Below are 17,117 nucleotides of genomic sequence, written 5' to 3'. Positions count from 1 at the left end.
CCAGCAGCTTGCCGGAGCCGCCTTGGATGTGGTTGAAGGTGAAACAAAGATTTTTAATTTGAAGTTTACCGGTCCAACGCCGATTGCTCATTATAATGAATTAAAAAAATTACCGAATGTCATTTTGACGCCGCATATTGGCTTTTATACAGATATTGCCGTCGAAAGAATGGTCAAACAGGCCTTAGATGATGCTTTACTGATCATCAAAGGTAAACAAAGTCCACATGAAATTAATTTTTAAAGGAGAATAAAAAATGGTCCAAATTAGGAAAATGACGATCGCTGACTATGATCAAGCATATGCTTTATGGCAAAAGACTCCGGGGATGCATTTACAGTCGCTAGATAACAGTCGAGCAGGAATCAAACAAGTAATTGATCAAAACCCAACTTTATGTTTTGTAGCCGAGGATCAAAGCACCATCATTGGCACAATTCTAGGCGCTACTGACGGCCGCAAAGGATATTTTTATCAAGTCTGGTGCTGGTAATTGGTACTATTTTGACAGTAATAATGCTTGGGCTGACAAGGGTTGGCAGAAGATTAACAATAATTGGTATCATTTCGATGAAAGTAATGCTTGGGCAACAAAGGGCTGGTATAAGTCTGGCGCCGGTAACTGGTATTACTTTGATACTAACAATGCCTGGGCTGACAAGGGTTGGCAGAAGATTAACAATAATTGGTACTACTTCGACCCAACTAACACTTGGATGATGACTGGTAACCAGACTATTAATGGACAAAGCTATCATTTTAATAATGATGGGGCTTGGGTAAACGACCACAGCACTGCCGTTAACAAGGCCTTATCAATGCGGGGTACTGCTTATGTTTGGGGCGGTAATAAACCATCAACTGGTTTTGATTGCTCTGGCTTAGTTCAATGGGCATACGGTCTTGGTAGTAATTACCGGACAACTTATCAGCAACAAACTTTAGGTAAGCATCATTATGACGTTGCTAATGCTCCAAAGGGTGCCTTGTTATTCTTCGGTAGTGATAGTGCACCATATCATGTCGCCATTTCATTGGGCAATGGTACTTATGTTCATGCTCCGGAACCGGGCGATGTCGTTAAGATTGGCTACAATAAGTACTTCAATGCTAGTTATTATGTAACTCTGTAATGTTCATTTGAGGAGTGTATAGAAAAGATATATGTATAAAAAACTGATAACTTTGTTTGCTGCCGGTTCACTAGCTTTAACGTTAGCTGCTTGTGGCAACAGTGATAATTCCGCGGCACCTAGTTCGGCTAAAAATGAATCGCATCCGGCTAAGGTCGTCAAATCTTCAAGCATAACGGCAAGCAAAAATGCAACGTCTTCATCGACTAAGGCTAAGGGACAAACAAGTAAAGTAACTACTCCTTCAAAGAACAAGAAGAGTACTGCTGGGTCAACTGCCCAGAATAATTCTAGTTCTCAAGTTGAAACTAATTCGCAATCTGTGACGAATTCTGCCCAGAGTAAACAAACGCAATACAAAGTTGTAAAGTCCGGTAGTCATTCCAGTGTGGTTAAAGCTGATAATGCTTCTTCAGCTCAAGCTCAAATGACGGCTACTGATGCTAAGAATATTGTTAAAGAGCACATTATTAATAAGCTCAATGATGCAGGATCAGAGGGCCGGCCGCGGCCAAATGTTCCTTCCATGGATGAGATTGACAGTTATAAGACTACTCAAAATGGAACTAATGATTGGACAGTTAGTGGCAATGGACATACTTACCACGTTACTGCAACGGCGGTTACTGAACAATAATAAATAAGATGGTCAGCAAGTTAATTGTTGGCCATTTTTCTAATTTATAACTGTTTGAAATTAATTTCAGTTTTTACGTCACAGGTTTGTAATAATTGTCCGTTATAATATTAATGAAATGAGGCGATATATAGTGAAGAAAGTGAAGGGACGGTTGGCCTACATAGTAGTCTTACTTTGGGTAGGCTTTAGCCAATTATATTGGCAATTAAATCCCCAATTAGCGAACAATCACAGTCGGAACCTGGTTACGGTTTTATTTGAAATTGGTAAAGGGTTGACAATGATTGGACCGGATATATTAATGATTTTGCTGGGTGCTTACTTGGCACGGCGAGTTCGGGATGCTAAGTCGTTGTTGGTTAAAATTTGGCTAAATACTTTAATTATCGGTTGTCTCATTTGCCTAATAGTTAGTTTATTTAGTACAAGTTCCATGACCACAGCGATTTATGACGCTGCTTTACCATTTTTACGCAATTCGTATCCTTTAATCAGTGGGGTATTAATTGGTTTAGTGTTAGGCAGAGTTGTTGATCAGCTAGACCGACATTGGCAAGCAATAGTCGGCATCCTAATTTTAGTTTTGATTACCGCTACAACGATCTTCACGCCTAGTATCTTTGGATGGTCAGGTCAAAACGTTAGTCTTTTCTACGCCTTACTCTTTACCTTGGGCTGGCTAGAAAGTCGGCAACATTATTTGAGTTGGCCACGGCGATGGTGGTTATTGATTATCTGTGGGGCGTTACTTTTTAATACTGGATTACAGGTTGTGATGCCGTGGTTTAGTATTAATGGTTCCACTATTGATCGTTATTCTACCATAGTCAACATTTTGACGGTTATTATTGCCTTTGGAATTGTTAAAATATTTTTTAATTCGAATGTAATATTGCCGATCCGCTTAACGTGGGCATACTTACCCCTGATTGAAGCTACCATTACAGTTACTATCTTAAATAAGATTGCCGGTTCAAATCAGTCGTCGAAAAGATTAGCGTTGCTGACGATAGGTGCAGAGATACTGGCATTATTAATAGCTGCACTTTGGCAATTTTGGCAACGAGTACCACTGGTAATTGGCTTTAACCAGCGGCTCAGTCAATTTAGTCAAGCTACTCCTGAAACACAACTTGCTACTTTTAAAAAATGGGGACGACAACTCTGGCCTAATCTATTGATTATTGTCGTGAGTTATCTGGTAGCGATCCTGTCCATGCTTCTTATGAATGATGGGTGGCGACTTTATATTGATGGAGCTACCTACAATACCCTAGGCTTTGCCTTGGGGCAGCGGGAATTGCTTCTTTTACTGACAACGATAATTATTTTTGCGGCAATTAAATTTTGTCAGGCGATAACCAATCGTTATTGGGTTAGTTTAGCCATTATGATAATCTTTAATTTGATTTTTATCATTGGAAGTCGTATCAAAATTAAAGCGCGGTTTGAGCCGGTCCTTCCGGCAGACTTGACAGCACTCAATATTGAGTTGATTAAAATGGTTAATACGAAGGCCCTTTTGACCGGCTTGACTGCGATTGCTTTAATTATCGTGGCTGTCGTCTTTATTGAACATAAATTCCCGGTAAGCTTACAGCTAACTTGGCGGCGTCGTTTGACGTGGTTATTTGTCCTACCACTTATTTTGGCTACCAGCTTTTTCTGGAATCAGCAAGGGCCTTTTAATCATTTCTTGACCTCAATTGGCAATCAGCCGACTTTTTATAGTCAACTTGATGGGGCACGGAGAAACGGGCCGACAATTCAATTCTTAAATAATGTTGACACTGAAGTGATGCAGCAACCGACCGGCTATTCAGCCACCACGATGCAACGACTGGTTAAACGGTATCAAGCTCGGGCTCAACAAATCAACCGCCACCGAACACAACAACTGGGGAAGCAAACAATCATTTTTAACCTGAGTGAAAGCTTTGCTAATCCTCAACGAGTACCGGGTGTTCGATTGGCACAAAATCCTGTTCCCTATATTACTAGAATGAAGCACCAGACAACTGGTGGCCTGATGTTGAGTTCCGGTTATGGTGGGGGCACGGCTAACATGGAATACATGACCTTGACCGGCTTTAGCTTTAGTAACTTTTTGCCAACGTTGGCGGTACCATATACCCAATTGGTTACCAAGTTGGTTAAGGAACCGACTATCGTAGATAACTTCCACCATGCGGTAGCTATTCACCCTTATCAAGGTGTCTTTTATAATCGAATTGCCGTCTACAAAAAGTTCGGCTTTACAAAGTTTCTTTACTTAGGAAGTAAATATCCAATTAAACACCAATATAAGATTGAACGAAGTCCTTATCTTTCGGATAAAACGGCTTATGCCAATGCGCTAGATCAAATTCATGAATATCATGGGGGTCAATTTATTAATCTGATTACCATGCAAAATCACTTGCCATTTGACCAACATTATTATAATAATTTGACTCGGTACCAGGCTAAGGCTGTTTCTAACGGCACGGATCCTGATTCACTGAATGATTATGTAACGGGAATTCATTACACTGACGGTTATGTCAAACAATTTATCCAGCAGGTTGACCGGATTAAACGACCAATTACCGTTGTCTTTTATGGTGATCACCTGCCTGGCATTTATGGGAATAGTATGGCAACCGATGGACAGGTCCTTCACGAGACCGATTACTTTATTTATTCTAATCGCTATGCTCGTCAGCATGGTGCCCGGAATTTACGAACAAACGCACACTTTGTTGATCCAAATGATTTCATGGCGATGGTTGCTAAACAGACTAATTCACGGATTGATTGGTACCAAGCACTTTTGACGCGGGTATATAAAGATTTGCCTGCTGTGGCGGTTAACTTTAATCAGGATAGTAATCAGCAAAACGTTGATCGAAACGAATTTGTTAACCAACAGGGAAAGGTAGTCAAGAAGACTGACTTTACTAAGAAGCAAAAACGGTTGTGGCATGATTACCAGCTAGTTCAGTATGATGTAACTGCTGGCCACCACTATGTTTTGCGGTATCTGAAATAAAGATTACCGAAAAAGGGACTGATGAGAAAAACTCATCAGTCTCTTTTGGGGTGTTATTCAATTGAATATAGCTTAATTGTTATGGGTAACAACGGCGTTTTGTGGTAGTTTACCAGACCAATCTTGGTAATTAACCTGTGAGCTACCAGAAATGGTTTCCCGATCCATTCCGTCACTGTCGACATGGTGGGTAATGCCCTTGCTATCGGTCCAACTGGCAACATCCCCAAGGCCAAGCTGAACTTCCCGGTGAACTGGAGTATTAGACTTAGCAGTTGCTTTGGTGGTAGTGGCGGTCTTGGTTGTTGACGTAGCAGTTAATGTGCTCTGGCTTTGACTGTTGCTAGCTTGGGTGGTCGTGCCTGAGTTGTGATTACTATGGTTAGTAGCAGCAGCTAGACTCGCCTTAGCACGAGAAGTAGCACTACTGCTTGTACTGCTTGCGGCGGTAGTACTTCCGCTTTGACTGTTAGTTTGAACACCACTAGTGGACTTACCAGTAGCTTGTTTTGTATTGGTAGTGGTTGCTAATTTATTAGCCTGATGATCATTTTTAGCTTTCGTATTCTTAGCAGTCTTCTTATTGCCTTGCTTAACTACCTTAGCACTAGTAGCTTCATTTGTTTTATGTGAATTTGGCGTAGCGTTAGTAGCACAACCAGCTAGACCTAGTGCCAACATGATTACCAATGAACTGTTTAGGATTTTTTTATTGAGCTTCATAATAAATAGCACCCCTTCCATAATTTTTAATCTTTAATTATTGAACATGCTAATTGTAACACGTTTGAAACAATTGTGTAACCTAATCGAAAGATTTTATTATAAATTGTAAAATTAAAGTTTAACTATACCGTCATTTACTGTTAATTGTGGATGAAATGACTTATCATAGGTGGTACTCAATTTTAATTAAGGGTGAAGAAGATGTCTAGTCAAAAATTTTATCATTGGTTGTTTTGGCCATTGGTACTACTGGTATTAGCCACGTTAATATTTGTTTGTACCAAAATTCAGTTTATCTTTAAGCCATTCTTGACCTTTATCTCGGTGGTCTTTGTACCGTTAATCACATCAGGCTTCCTATACTATATGCTTAATCCCATTTTGAAACTATTACTAAGGGTGCGGATTAAGGGACACAAGATTAATAAAGGGGTAGCCAGCCTGTTATTGGTAGCTCTACTGATCCTGGTGATTGTTTGGGGATTGATGATGCTGATTCCACCGGTAGTTAAGGAAATTACCACCCTCGTCACGCACCTTCCGCAAACGGTCAGTGGAATTCAAAATCTTTTAAATAACACCATTCAACATTCTGTATTTAAAGATGTTGATTTCAATTCCTTTTACCACCACTTAAACCACCAATTGGCTACCTATGCGCAAGCAATCTTAAAAAACTTATCGTCACGAGTAGGGGATATCGTAGGAACTGTCACTAACATCACTGTGATCACGATTACGGTGCCGGTCATGTTGTTTTACATGCTCAAAGATGGTTCCAAGTTGGTGCCGAGCATTCAGAGATGGCTTTCTCCACACCATGCTAAAGAAGTTAATCAGTTGCTAACCAAGATGAATAATACATTGTCGGCCTATATTTCGGGTCAGGTAATTGAGTGCCTCTTTGTCGGTGTTTGTACCTCGATCGGTTATTTAATTATCCGCCAACCATTGGCCCTTGTTTTAGGAATTGTGGCCGGACTATGTAACATCATTCCTTACATTGGGCCTTACATTGGAATCGCACCGGCCTTATTTGTAGCCCTGACGATGGCTCCCCGAAAATTAATTCCAGTAGTTATCGTGGTATTGATTGTCCAGCAAATTGATGGCAATATTATTTATCCAAATATCATTGGTAAGAGTCTCAAAATTCATCCATTGACGATTATCCTGCTCCTACTAGCGGCGGGTCATATTGCCGGGATCGCGGGAATGATCCTGTGTATTCCGTTTTATGCCGTGGTGAAAACGATCTGTGAATACTTCTTAGATATTTATCGGATTGAACACCCCGTCAAAGAGAAGTAATTTAAAAAGGTCGCCCAGTTCATTTTGAACTGGACGACCTTTTTAGGCTATTCATCGTCTTCAATTATTTTAATATAGTTGCCAGAAACGTATTTGTTAGGGCCAATCTGATACCAGGTAATTTCATTGTTATCGCTGAGCTTGCCGGCTAATTCGACGGTCGTACCATCACTAATTTTACTAATGGTTTTACCATAAGGGGCATCATAAACATCGATTGCCCGGCCAGGGATGTAGTCAATGATAGCTTTGATATTATGCAAGGGAAGGATTGTTAGCCGTTTAGCTAAACGGGAATCAATTTTTTCTTTCTTCGGGTTGAAAGGATTATCGACCACGTGCATCTGGTCATACTTGATCCATTGATTGGGGCCAATCTCATACCAAAACTCACCATCTTTGGTAGCAACCCGTTCGAAAGCCTTGACAGTAATGTCCTGGGGGAGGGGCTGACCGACTGGCATTCCCTTAACAGTATCATAAATGGTAGTAGGCGCATCTAAGGCAAGGAACATTTCAATATTTTGGACTTCTCCCCAGTTTTCTTTGCGGTAAAATACCTTGACGCTACGTTGCTTCATATCAAACGTTCCTTCCAAGGCGCCTTCGGTTTTAACATAGCGGTAATGAGGAAATTCCTTCTTAGGAACCTTGTAAAGTTGGCCAATAAGGCCGCGCAGCAGTTGTGGCACTACCAAGTTTGCTCCGGAATCGATGTCAATATAGTAGACCCAAATTGGGTTGCCGGTTTTGAATTGCTCAAACATAATTACACCCCGTCAAATTTAATCTTTAACTTCTATTATACAGCTTTTCCGATTTTGCTAACGATTCGGTAATAAAAAAATCCTTCCAACCTTTACGGAAAAGTTGGGAGGATTTTAAGCGATTTTATTGATGATTATTTATCATCGTTATCTGTGTTGGTATCGGCTGTTGCAACGGGGGCGGCAGCTACAACGCTAATGTTGCCGTCATCATCAAGCTTAGCAGCCAGGTTCTTAGTATCATTGTGATCAAGAACATAATCTGCAATTCGGTCTTCAATCTGTTCCTGGATAACCCGCCGTAATGGACGTGCTCCCATCTTCGGGTTGTAACCGAGATCAACTAACTTTTCATCGACATCTTCTGGAACGTCAATGTGCAAGCCACGATCCTTAAGCATATTGTTAACATCGTCAATCATCAAGTTAACGATCTTCATCAGGTCTGGCTTAGTGAGTGAGTTGAACTGAACGATATCATCGAACCGGTTCAGAAATTCTGGCTTGAAGTAGTTGGTTAGCTTATCAAGGATAGAGTGAGTACTGCCCTTGGATTCAGCGGCAAAACCAACGTTAGCTTCAGCATCACCAGTCCCGGCGTTAGAAGTCATGATGATGATCGTATCCTTGAAGGAAACGGTCCGACCCTGTGAATCAGTCAGCCGACCGTCATCAAGAATCTGCAAGAACATGTGCATAACATCTGGGTGGGCCTTTTCAACTTCATCGAGTAGGATCAAGCTGTACGGGTGCCGACGAACCTTTTCGGTCAATTGTCCGGCTTGTTCGTAACCAACATAACCAGGTGCGGCACCAATCAGCTTAGAAGTAGATGTTTTGTCCATATATTCGGACATATCGAACCGAATCATAGCATCCTTGGAACCAAAGAGCTGTTTAGCTAATTGCTTGGCCGTTTCAGTCTTACCGACACCGGTTGGCCCAACAAAGAGGAAGGAACCAATTGGCCGTCCGGACTTGTTTAAGCCAATCCGGTTCCGCCGAATTGCCCGCGCAATCTTGTCAACAGCCTCGTTCTGACCAATGATGTGTTGCTCCAACTTCTTATCGAGGTCCCGAAGTTGATTTTCTTCCTGCTTCTGCAAATCGCCAACCGGGATATTGGTCTTCTCTTCGACGATTTGCTGCATGTCCTTGACGGTTACCGTAGCCGTATCTTCGGTATGGTTTTCCTCTGCTGCCTTCTTAGCCTTGTTTAACTTGGTAACCTGATCACGGTAGAAGGCCGCCTTTTCATAATCCTGATTGTCAACGGCCTGTTGCTTGTGAGCTTCGGCCGTGTGAATTTCATTTTCAATTGTATTCGGGTCAGCAGTCTTTAAGGTCAGGTTCTTCCGTGAACCCGCTTCATCTAAGAGGTCGATGGCCTTATCAGGCAGGAACCGGTCTTGAATGTAACGGTCAGAAAGTTTAACGGCGGCAACAATGGAGTCGTCGGTGTACTTAACGTGGTGATAATCTTCGTAACGACTCTTGATACCATTCAGGATCTTAATCGTTTCATCGACGCTTGGTTCATTGACTTCTACTGGCTGGAACCGCCGAGCAAGGGCGGCATCCTTTTCAATCTTCCGGTATTCGTTTAAGGTTGTTGCACCAAGTAATTGGAAATCACCCCGGGCAAGGGCTGGCTTCAAGACGTTACCGGCATCCATGCCACCTTCGGCATTACCAGCACCCATGATTTCGTGGATTTCATCAATGAAGAGGATGATATTCTTGTTCTTACGAACCTCTTCCATTAATTGTTGCATCCGCTTTTCGAATTGGCCACGGATTCCGGTACCCTGAACTAGGGAAACAACATCAAGACGGATGATTTCCTTATTAGCTAGTTTTTCTGGGACTTCACCAGAAACAATGGCCTGGGCTAAGCCCTCAACAACGGCCGTCTTACCAACACCGGCCTCACCAATTAATACTGGGTTGTTCTTGGTCCGCCGATTCAGAATTTCAATGACCCGTTTAATTTCTTTATCACGGCCGATGACCGGATCAATCTTTCCTTGACGTGCCAGGTCGGTCAGGTTAATACCATACTGACCAAGAATACCTTTACCGCCACGACGGCCACCACGACGCTGACCTTGAGGACCAGCTGCTTGGCCGTTTGCACCGGCTGCTTGACGTTGCATGTTGTTCATAGCGTTCATGAAGTCTTCCATGCTTCCGAAGCTGAAGTTATTCATTCCGTTACCCCCATTCATCATGTTAGTTTGTAGGTTTTGTAATTTTTGATAGCAACTTTGACAGAGGTCGATTTGTGCCCGCTGCCCGTTGAAGTTCATTTGTAAATGAATTGTTGCGGGATTTTGATGACAAATTTGACAGAGCATCTTATAAATACCTCCTTAATAAGGATGCGAAAAGGTCGAAAATAGTTTGACCTTTCTTGACCATAACTACATTATACTTACTTTTTGTTATAGTGCAAGTCGAAAGCCTTAAATACAAATTCCTTGGTACACTAAGTAAATCATGAATGGTCAAACATTCATGATAAAGTTTAGCACTCTTTACTAAGGAATGCTAAAATAAGGGACGAAACGTTAGCAATTCATAATGGCTATATAAAGGTAAAGAAAAATGAGGTGAGAAGATGGCAGACATAGATTTTAAGCAGGAATTAGATGATTTACGAGCTGGTAAAATTAAACAATTTAAAATTACTCCCGAAAATTTCCAAGCATTTCAACGGGTTTATCATGCATATCCGTACCGAACTCAGATTGAAGGACAGGCACACATTGGTGGTAAGATTATTTACCATCTTCGTCAGCATTGATTGCCTAGCTGATCTTGTATTTAACGCTTACAATTGCTAAAATATACGTATCGAGGTGTATCAGCGGTAGATGGCCACTGATAATTATGTAAATCTGCTCGAAGGAGACTGATTAAGAATGGAAAAACGTGACTTTACAATTACTGCAGAAACTGGTATTCATGCTCGTCCAGCAACCATTTTGGTTCAGGCTGCATCCAAGTATGGTTCTGATATTACCCTGTCCTACGAAGGTAAGAGTGTTAACTTGAAGTCCATTATGGGGGTAATGTCCCTTGGTGTTGGCCAAAATGCTAAGGTTACCATTACTGCCAATGGCGACGACGAAAAGGATGCTTTGGATGCCGTTGCTGACACAATGAAAAAGGAAGGATTGACTGACTAATGTCATTACTGCTAAATGGGTTAGCAGCGAGCAGTAGTATCGCCATTGCTCCCGCTTATCTGTTAGTGGGGTCAGATTTATCCATTAAGAAACAGTGTACAGCTGATAAGAATCATGAAGTCATTCGACTTCGTGATTCTTTTGCTTTAACCACTAGGGAACTACGGCAAATTCGACAGCGTGCCCACCGGAATTTGGGACAACAAGCGGCGGCCGTCGTTGATACCCAACTGAAAATGTTAAATGATCCCATCTTCCTAGCCAATTTGGAGCGCTTGATCAAGCGTCATGGTTATACTGCTGAGTGGGCGGCTAAGGTAGTAAAGGACCATTACCTGACCCTTTTTGAACGAATGAATGATAATGATTACCTTGAATCTCGTGCCCTAGCAATTCAGGATGTCTATAAGCGGCTTTTGAGTCATTTAATGAAGGTGAAGTTACCTAACCTAGCTTTAATGGATCATCGTGCAATTATTGTGGCTCGCAACGTCACCCCAACTGATACGGCCCAATTTGACCGTCGTTATGTTGCCGGGTTAGTTACTGATTATGGAGGGCGTACCTCACATTTTTCTATTATGTCTAAGACCCTTTCGCTTCCAGTAGTAGTAGGTACTCATACCGCTACTAAACAGATCAGTAATGGTGATACCTTAATTGTTGATGGAATTCATGGCAAGGTTTTGGTACGTCCAAGTAAACAGCAGCTAGAACATTACCAGTTGTTAGCGGGGGAGTTTGCTCGTGAACAACAGGCGTGGGGAGCTCTTCGTAACCAACACACGGTCAGTGAAGATGGTCGTAAGTATGAAGTTGGCGCAAATGTTGGAACGCTCAATGACATTAAATATGCTCAGGACAATGGTGCTGAAGGAATCGGTCTACTACGGACAGAATTTCTGTACATGGATCAAACTAAGTTGCCGAGTGAAGAAAAACAATTTCGAGCTTATAAAAAATTTGTGACGGCCATGGGTCAACAACGAGTAGTCGCTCGGACATTGGATATTGGCGGCGACAAACGGTTAGGAATGGTGAAATTGCCGCATGAAGATAACCCCTACCTTGGCTTTCGGGCTATCAGGATTGGACTTGCCAAACCGGAAATCTTACGTCCCCAATTGCGGGCAATGCTCCGAGCTTCTGCCTATGGACGACTGGCGGTAATGTTCCCAATGATTGCAACTCCCGAGGAATTTATCCAAGCTCGCGATATTTTAGATGAGGAACAACAAAAGCTTCGACGAGCCGGGGTGGCCATTGCTGATAATGTCGAAGTAGGGATGATGCTAGAAGTACCATCCGCGGCAGTGATGGCAGATGCCTTTGCCCGAGACGTTGATTTCTTTAGCATCGGAAGTAACGACCTAATTCAATATCTTTTTGCTGCCGACAGGGGAAACTCGCGGGTTGCTTACCTTTATCAAGAACTACACCCGGCGGTTCTGCGTTTGGTTAAACGGGTGATTGACGCTGCCCATGCGGAAGGCAAATGGGTTGGCATGTGCGGTGAAATGGCCGGCAATCCACTGGCTACCCCATTACTGACGGCGATGGGATTGGATGAATTTTCAATGAACAGTGGCCAGATCTTGCGGATTCGTTCTTTAATTAGTCACCTTAATAATCGCCAGTTACAGCCGCTCGTCCACCGGGCTCTAGCTGCTCGTAGTGCCCGGGAGGTTAAGATGTTGGTAAAGGAGTATGTGCCAATTTTACGTAAAGATTAGATGTAGCCTTGGAGAAGGTTACGTCTTTTTTAATTTCTATTAGTAATGCTTGTCACGGTTGTGAATTGATCATAAAATGGTATGAAATGTTAATTTCGCGTCTAATTAATTAAATGCGGTTAAAATTATAAAAATAAGGAGAGCAATTAGTTTGAATATCGGTCTTTTTACAGATACATATTTCCCGCAAGTCAGTGGGGTTGCTACTTCCATTAAGACTCTTCGCGACGAACTGATTGCCCAGGGGCATCATGTCTATATTTTTACCACGACGGATCCCCAAGCAAAGCATGATGATGTAGCGGCGGGAATTTATCGTTTTCCAAGTATTCCCTTCGTGTCCTTTACGGAGCGTCGGATTGCAATTCGGGGCGCGTTTCGTGCGGTTAAACTGGCTCGGAAGTTTAAACTCGACATTGTCCATAATCAAACCGAATTTGCGCTGGGAATGATTGGTAAGCTGGTGGCTCATGAACTAGAGATCCCATGCTTGCATACTTACCACACAATGTACCAGGACTACCTGCACTACATTGCTAATGGGCATATCGTTAAGCCCCGCAACGTTGCAACTTTTGTTCGACTTTATATGAAGAGCATTGACGGAGTAGTTGCCCCGAGCAAACGGGTTCTCGACACATTAAGAAGCTACCATGTCACTGCGCCAATTCGTGTCATCCCAACGGGAATTAATTTACGGGTTTACCGTCAACGTGATTCGAAGGCCCAACGTCTACGCTTACGCCAGAAGTATGGTTACCGAGCAGAAACACCGGTGCTTTTATCACTTAGTCGCTTGGCATACGAAAAGAATATCCATGCTCTAATCGCGGCTATGCCGGATATTATTGCCCAGAAACCTACTGCCCAGTTGCTGATTGTGGGGGATGGACCCGCTCGACAAACTTTGGAACGTCAGGTCCGTCAATTGAAGCTGACTAACCATATTCAATTTGCCGGGGAGATCAATAATGACCAGGTTTATCATTATTATCAGATGGCAAACGTCTTTGTTTCGGCTTCCGATTCAGAGTCACAGGGATTGACCTATGATGAAGCTCTGGCATCTGACTTACCGATTGTCGTAATGCGGAGTAAATATACCGACGAATTGATTGATGATCCGGCAATTGGGGTTAGCTTCCAGAAACAGGAAGACTTAGTTCGGGGGGTAATTTATTACCTTAACCATCAGGATACCGAAGAATCACATTCAAAGCGACAGACAAAATTGCATGATATTTCGGCAGCGGTCTTTGCCCAACGAGTTGTTCGATTTTACATGGATTGTCAGATTGAATTTGCGCAACATCAGAAGACTAAGACTAAACATCGGTTCTTTCATCGAATCCGGAGGGGTTAAGAATGCTTAAAATTACCATGTTTTCATCTGCGGAAAAGGTAGCTGGTCAAGGGGTCGGCAGTGCTTACCATGAATTGATAAATCTATTGCGGAATAATTTTAAAGATCAATTTGATATTGCAGTTAACCGTTACCGAACTAGTGATATAAGTCATTATCATACTATTGACTTGCCATTTTATCTTTCGACCTTTTCCAAAAAACGTGGCCGTAAAATTGGCTATGTTCATTTTTTGCCGGAAACGTTAGAGGGCAGTCTGAAGATTCCTCAACCTTTTCGAGGGATCTTTTATCATTATGTGATTGCTTTTTATAAAAGAATGGACCATTTAGTAGTGGTCAATCCATCTTTCATTGATCAATTAGTGGCCTATGGGATTCCACGGAAGAAGATTACTTATATTCCTAACTTTGTTGACAATGATCGCTTTCACCCCGTGACAGCTGCTCGCAAAGCCCAACTGCGTGATAAATTTGGTTTGCCCCAAAATCGTTTTGTTGTGTTAGGTAGTGGCCAAATTCAAGAGCGTAAGGGGGTCCCCGATTTTATTCGTCTGGCAAGGCAAAATGAAGATGTTCAATTTGTGTGGGCTGGAGGCTTTTCTTTTGGACGTTTGACCGATGGCTACCATGAGCTGAAACAAGTAGTAGAAGATCCACCTCAGAACCTGCGCTTTACGGGAATCGTTTCTCGGGATAAAATTGCTGAGTTGAATAACGCGGCCGATCTTTTTCTTTTGCCATCATATAATGAATTGTTTCCAATGTCGGTATTAGAGGCTTTCAGTTGTGGGACGCCAGTGATGCTTCGTGACCTGGATCTTTACCATTCGATTATTGATGGCGATTATGAGCCGGCTGCCGATGTTACCGAGATGCAGATGAAATTAACCTTATTGCGTAATGATCCGGCACGGCTAGCTTATTGGCGGCACCAAGCACATTTAGCAGCACAACGTTACTCTAAGGAGCACTTGGCAAAGGTTTGGTACCATTTTTACCTGCAGCAAGCCAAGGAGGGACAGACTCGTGAGTAGACGAAACTGGTTAGTATTAATTACAATGCTCTTAATCGGGGTTGTAATTATTGCCTATTCATTGCGTACCGTTAACCTGAGCTTATTGATTACTCAGATTAATACTCTGAATTGGGGCTGGATGTTGGTTGCTATTCTATGCATTTGTCTTTACCTTGGCCTTGAGGGAGTCGTGGTGAAGATCTTTATGAGTAAACGACGACATGATTTCTCCTGGAAAGATGCCTTGCGCTTACCGCCAATTGAGCAGCTCTTCAACGGGATCACTCCCTTTTCTACGGGTGGACAACCAGCACAATTAGTAGCAATGCTTCAATCAGGAGTTGATGGTGGGCAAGCTAGCTCAGTCCTTTTGATGAAATTTGTTGTCTTTCAGGCAATGATTGTTATTAATTTTTTGATTAGTCTTTTGATAGGCTTTCATTTTATTGCGGAAAAGTTACACGCTTTATCTCTTTTAGTTATTTTTGGTTTTTTGGTCCACTTGAGCGTGATTGTTGGGTTGCTTTTGGTAATGTATTGGTACCGGTTTACCAAGAAGGTAATGAATACCTTAATCCGTCCCGTGGCTTTTTTTGTTAAAGCGGAACGGTATGAAAAAATGAAGATCCGCTTGAACGAAATGGTGGATTCCTTTTACCAGGAAAGTCTTAAAATGAAGGAACAGTATAAGATGATGGCGTGGGTTTGTGTTGTAACTCTCTTCCAGCTGATGTTCTATTACTTAATTCCGTATTTTATTTTGCTAGCATTGGGAGTTCAGCATATTAATGTTGTGATGGTAGTTAGCCTACACGTGTTAATCTTTATGATTATTTCACTATTCCCAATTCCTGGTGGTGCTGGTGGTGCCGAATATAGTTTTTCCGTTTTATTTGCTAGCTTTGTTCATTCAAATACTAAACTAGTATTGGCAATGATTTTATGGCGTTTAATTACGTATTATTTCGGAATGATTGCGGGGATGGTTGCCTTAGTGATTAAACCGGATCGGGTTCATCCTGATGAGTGAAATATCAAATTTGTGGTTATGTACTTTCTGTGTATTTAAAAACGAGAAGGCTTGAGAGAAGTGTTGCTTTTCTTTTGGCCTTTTTGATTTAAATGAAATTAGTTGAAGTAATGGCAGGTGCATAGTAGGCTTAATTATTGGAAGGGAGAAAATTTTTAATGGGGACTTCACAATTAGTGACGATTATTCGTCGGTTAAATGCAATGCGGTTTGATGAGACTGGTAATCGGCAGCGACGAACTTTTGAAGAATTTGGAGTTCCAGTGTGCGAAGTAACCTATATTCATGACCGTCAAGAGTATATTTATGTTCGCTTCCGGCCGCATGAGCGCTTTCGCTTTGATAATATTGATCTTGTTGCAATTGAGGTTTTTAATTGTCTTTATGATTTTAAAAACACTTTTTAATGAAAAAAGTGTTGACGAAATTATAAATGATTGGTATATTAGTACATGCTGTTGCGGGGAAGTGATTAGCGATGGCTAGTTTGTTTCTTCAAAATGGCTATTGACAGATCTAGATAGATTTGTTACTATAATAAAGTTGTCTCGTGAGTTTATTAATTATAATAGTTTGAATAAACTATTGACTAATCATCATTGAGATGATAAAATATGTTTGCTGTTTAGGCACTGCTTAAGCAGTATGGTAGACCTTTGAAAACTGAACAAAGTTTCGACAAATCAAATGTGTAGGGTCTCTGATCACTTCTGTGATTGGAGCAAAACATTTGCGAAGTCAATTCGCTTAATACTTTTAAATTTGAGAGCTATCTCAACAAAGACGTTAGAAGTAACAGGCTTCATTGGCTTTTTGGCTTCTTTAATTCCATTTAAACCGGCAGTTAAACATGCAGCTAACAATAAGTATGGGTACTTACTTGCATCCCAATGCATAGGGGTGCGTGAATTATCCCGAGATTTAGTCTGAATTATTTCAAAGGCTTCTTTAGCAGTCATACCCTTTTTCTTCAGCTCTTTAAATGCATTTAAGCCTTCAACATCAACGTAATCTTTCATAGAAGAATAATCTGGATTAACCACTGACAAGCTACTTGACCGTGAGAAGGAATTGAAGGAACAATTGTTTAACTTACGTTTCCAGTTAGCAACCGGCCAATTGGAAAACACTGCAAGTCTGAAGCAAGTACGTAAGGATATTGCACGGGTTAA

At 41.7% G+C, this 17,117-nt stretch carries 16 protein-coding genes and 3 pseudogenes; 15 read left to right on the top strand and 4 right to left on the bottom strand.

Features of this window, described 5'->3' with window-relative positions:
* The 6 genes and pseudogenes from ACEYV4_RS06175 to ACEYV4_RS06150 all read left to right on the top strand — a co-directional run.
* A partial coding sequence (locus ACEYV4_RS06175; RefSeq protein WP_373842477.1) for an NAD(P)-dependent oxidoreductase occupies positions 1-244 on the top strand: 244 nt, incomplete at its 5' end.
* Between the two features lie 13 nt (positions 245-257).
* Entirely contained in the window at positions 258-494 is a 237-nt protein-coding gene (locus ACEYV4_RS06170) for a hypothetical protein (protein ID WP_373842476.1), read from the top strand.
* A pseudogene (locus ACEYV4_RS06165) lies at positions 451-705 on the top strand (hypothetical protein); the annotation flags it as partial. The gene ACEYV4_RS06170 and the pseudogene ACEYV4_RS06165, both read left to right, overlap by 44 nt.
* 15 nt (positions 706-720) lie before the next feature.
* Positions 721-1,134: a C40 family peptidase gene (locus ACEYV4_RS06160; RefSeq protein WP_373842475.1), complete on the top strand. Its 414-nt coding sequence runs from the start codon at positions 721-723 to the stop codon at positions 1,132-1,134.
* Between the two features lie 31 nt (positions 1,135-1,165).
* Positions 1,166-1,771 (top strand): hypothetical protein, encoded by a 606-nt coding sequence (locus ACEYV4_RS06155; RefSeq protein WP_373842474.1) that lies wholly within the window; start codon positions 1,166-1,168, stop codon positions 1,769-1,771.
* Between the two features lie 133 nt (positions 1,772-1,904).
* Positions 1,905-4,805, top strand: coding sequence for a sulfatase-like hydrolase/transferase (locus ACEYV4_RS06150; protein ID WP_373842473.1), 2,901 nt, complete (start codon positions 1,905-1,907; stop codon positions 4,803-4,805).
* A 72-nt stretch (positions 4,806-4,877) separates the two neighbouring features.
* On the opposite strand, the gene ACEYV4_RS06145 is transcribed toward ACEYV4_RS06150, so the two are convergent.
* Positions 4,878-5,528 carry a hypothetical protein gene (locus ACEYV4_RS06145; protein WP_373842472.1) on the bottom strand — a complete coding sequence of 217 codons (651 nt, stop codon included), beginning with the start codon at positions 5,526-5,528 and terminating at the stop codon, positions 4,878-4,880.
* Between the two features lie 204 nt (positions 5,529-5,732).
* On the opposite strand from ACEYV4_RS06145, the gene ACEYV4_RS06140 reads away from it, so the two are divergent.
* A complete protein-coding gene (locus ACEYV4_RS06140) occupies positions 5,733-6,842 on the top strand; it encodes an AI-2E family transporter (RefSeq protein ID WP_373842471.1) in 1,110 nt (369 codons plus the stop codon).
* 47 nt (positions 6,843-6,889) lie between these two features.
* Here the strand turns inward: ACEYV4_RS06140 and ACEYV4_RS06135 are convergent, their stop codons facing one another.
* Complete coding sequence (locus ACEYV4_RS06135; protein WP_373842470.1) at positions 6,890-7,609, bottom strand: MucBP domain-containing protein; 720 nt, start codon at positions 7,607-7,609, stop codon at positions 6,890-6,892.
* A 134-nt stretch (positions 7,610-7,743) separates the two neighbouring features.
* Entirely contained in the window at positions 7,744-9,966 is a 2,223-nt protein-coding gene (locus tag ACEYV4_RS06130) for an AAA family ATPase (protein ID WP_373842469.1), read from the bottom strand.
* A 263-nt stretch (positions 9,967-10,229) separates the two neighbouring features.
* Between ACEYV4_RS06130 and ACEYV4_RS06125 the strand changes: the two genes are divergently transcribed.
* The 7 genes from ACEYV4_RS06125 to ACEYV4_RS06095 all read left to right on the top strand — a co-directional run bounded on the left by ACEYV4_RS06125 (position 10,230) and on the right by ACEYV4_RS06095 (position 16,352).
* A complete protein-coding gene (locus tag ACEYV4_RS06125; RefSeq protein ID WP_373842468.1) occupies positions 10,230-10,415 on the top strand; it encodes a hypothetical protein in 186 nt (61 codons plus the stop codon).
* Positions 10,416-10,533: 118 nt separating this feature from the next.
* Positions 10,534-10,800 carry a phosphocarrier protein HPr gene (locus ACEYV4_RS06120; RefSeq protein WP_373842467.1) on the top strand — a complete coding sequence of 89 codons (267 nt, stop codon included), beginning with the start codon at positions 10,534-10,536 and terminating at the stop codon, positions 10,798-10,800.
* Positions 10,800-12,533, top strand: a complete 1,734-nt coding sequence (gene ptsP / locus ACEYV4_RS06115; RefSeq protein WP_373842466.1) for a phosphoenolpyruvate--protein phosphotransferase — start codon at positions 10,800-10,802, stop codon at positions 12,531-12,533. Before ACEYV4_RS06120 ends, ptsP begins: the two co-directional genes overlap by 1 nt.
* Before the next feature lie 151 nt (positions 12,534-12,684).
* A complete protein-coding gene (locus ACEYV4_RS06110; RefSeq protein ID WP_373842465.1) occupies positions 12,685-13,896 on the top strand; it encodes a glycosyltransferase family 4 protein in 1,212 nt (403 codons plus the stop codon).
* Positions 13,897-13,898: 2 nt separating this feature from the next.
* A complete protein-coding gene (locus ACEYV4_RS06105) occupies positions 13,899-14,933 on the top strand; it encodes a glycosyltransferase family 4 protein (protein WP_373842464.1) in 1,035 nt (344 codons plus the stop codon).
* Entirely contained in the window at positions 14,926-15,945 is a 1,020-nt protein-coding gene (locus ACEYV4_RS06100) for a YbhN family protein (RefSeq protein ID WP_373842463.1), read from the top strand. Before ACEYV4_RS06105 ends, ACEYV4_RS06100 begins: the two co-directional genes overlap by 8 nt.
* A 158-nt stretch (positions 15,946-16,103) precedes the next feature.
* Positions 16,104-16,352, top strand: a complete 249-nt coding sequence (locus ACEYV4_RS06095) for a YkuJ family protein (RefSeq protein WP_373842462.1) — start codon at positions 16,104-16,106, stop codon at positions 16,350-16,352.
* 297 nt (positions 16,353-16,649) lie between these two features.
* On the opposite strand, the pseudogene ACEYV4_RS06090 reads toward ACEYV4_RS06095, so the two are convergent.
* A pseudogene (locus tag ACEYV4_RS06090) lies at positions 16,650-16,994 on the bottom strand (hypothetical protein); the annotation flags it as partial.
* Between ACEYV4_RS06090 and rpmC the strand changes: the two are divergent.
* Positions 16,981-17,117, top strand: a pseudogene (rpmC, locus tag ACEYV4_RS06085) (50S ribosomal protein L29); the annotation flags it as partial. The pseudogenes ACEYV4_RS06090 and rpmC overlap by 14 nt on opposite strands.

Source organism: Limosilactobacillus sp., assembly GCF_041859915.1.
Lineage (GTDB): Bacteria > Bacillota > Bacilli > Lactobacillales > Lactobacillaceae > Limosilactobacillus.
Note: the sequence above shows the minus strand (reverse complement) of the source record. Positions and strands in the feature narration are given on the sequence as shown.

Coding starts and splice junctions, on each gene's coding strand:
- ACEYV4_RS06170 (WP_373842476.1), top strand. CDS start 258: ATGGTCCAAATTAGGAAAATGACGATCGCTGACTATGATCAAGCATAT.
- ACEYV4_RS06160 (WP_373842475.1), top strand. CDS start 721: ATGACTGGTAACCAGACTATTAATGGACAAAGCTATCATTTTAATAAT.
- ACEYV4_RS06155 (WP_373842474.1), top strand. CDS start 1,166: ATGTATAAAAAACTGATAACTTTGTTTGCTGCCGGTTCACTAGCTTTA.
- ACEYV4_RS06145 (WP_373842472.1), bottom strand. CDS start 5,528: ATGAAGCTCAATAAAAAAATCCTAAACAGTTCATTGGTAATCATGTTG.
- ACEYV4_RS06140 (WP_373842471.1), top strand. CDS start 5,733: ATGTCTAGTCAAAAATTTTATCATTGGTTGTTTTGGCCATTGGTACTA.
- ACEYV4_RS06135 (WP_373842470.1), bottom strand. CDS start 7,609: ATGTTTGAGCAATTCAAAACCGGCAACCCAATTTGGGTCTACTATATT.
- ACEYV4_RS06130 (WP_373842469.1), bottom strand. CDS start 9,966: ATGCTCTGTCAAATTTGTCATCAAAATCCCGCAACAATTCATTTACAA.
- ACEYV4_RS06125 (WP_373842468.1), top strand. CDS start 10,230: ATGGCAGACATAGATTTTAAGCAGGAATTAGATGATTTACGAGCTGGT.
- ACEYV4_RS06120 (WP_373842467.1), top strand. CDS start 10,534: ATGGAAAAACGTGACTTTACAATTACTGCAGAAACTGGTATTCATGCT.
- ptsP (WP_373842466.1), top strand. CDS start 10,800: ATGTCATTACTGCTAAATGGGTTAGCAGCGAGCAGTAGTATCGCCATT.
- ACEYV4_RS06105 (WP_373842464.1), top strand. CDS start 13,899: ATGCTTAAAATTACCATGTTTTCATCTGCGGAAAAGGTAGCTGGTCAA.
- ACEYV4_RS06095 (WP_373842462.1), top strand. CDS start 16,104: ATGGGGACTTCACAATTAGTGACGATTATTCGTCGGTTAAATGCAATG.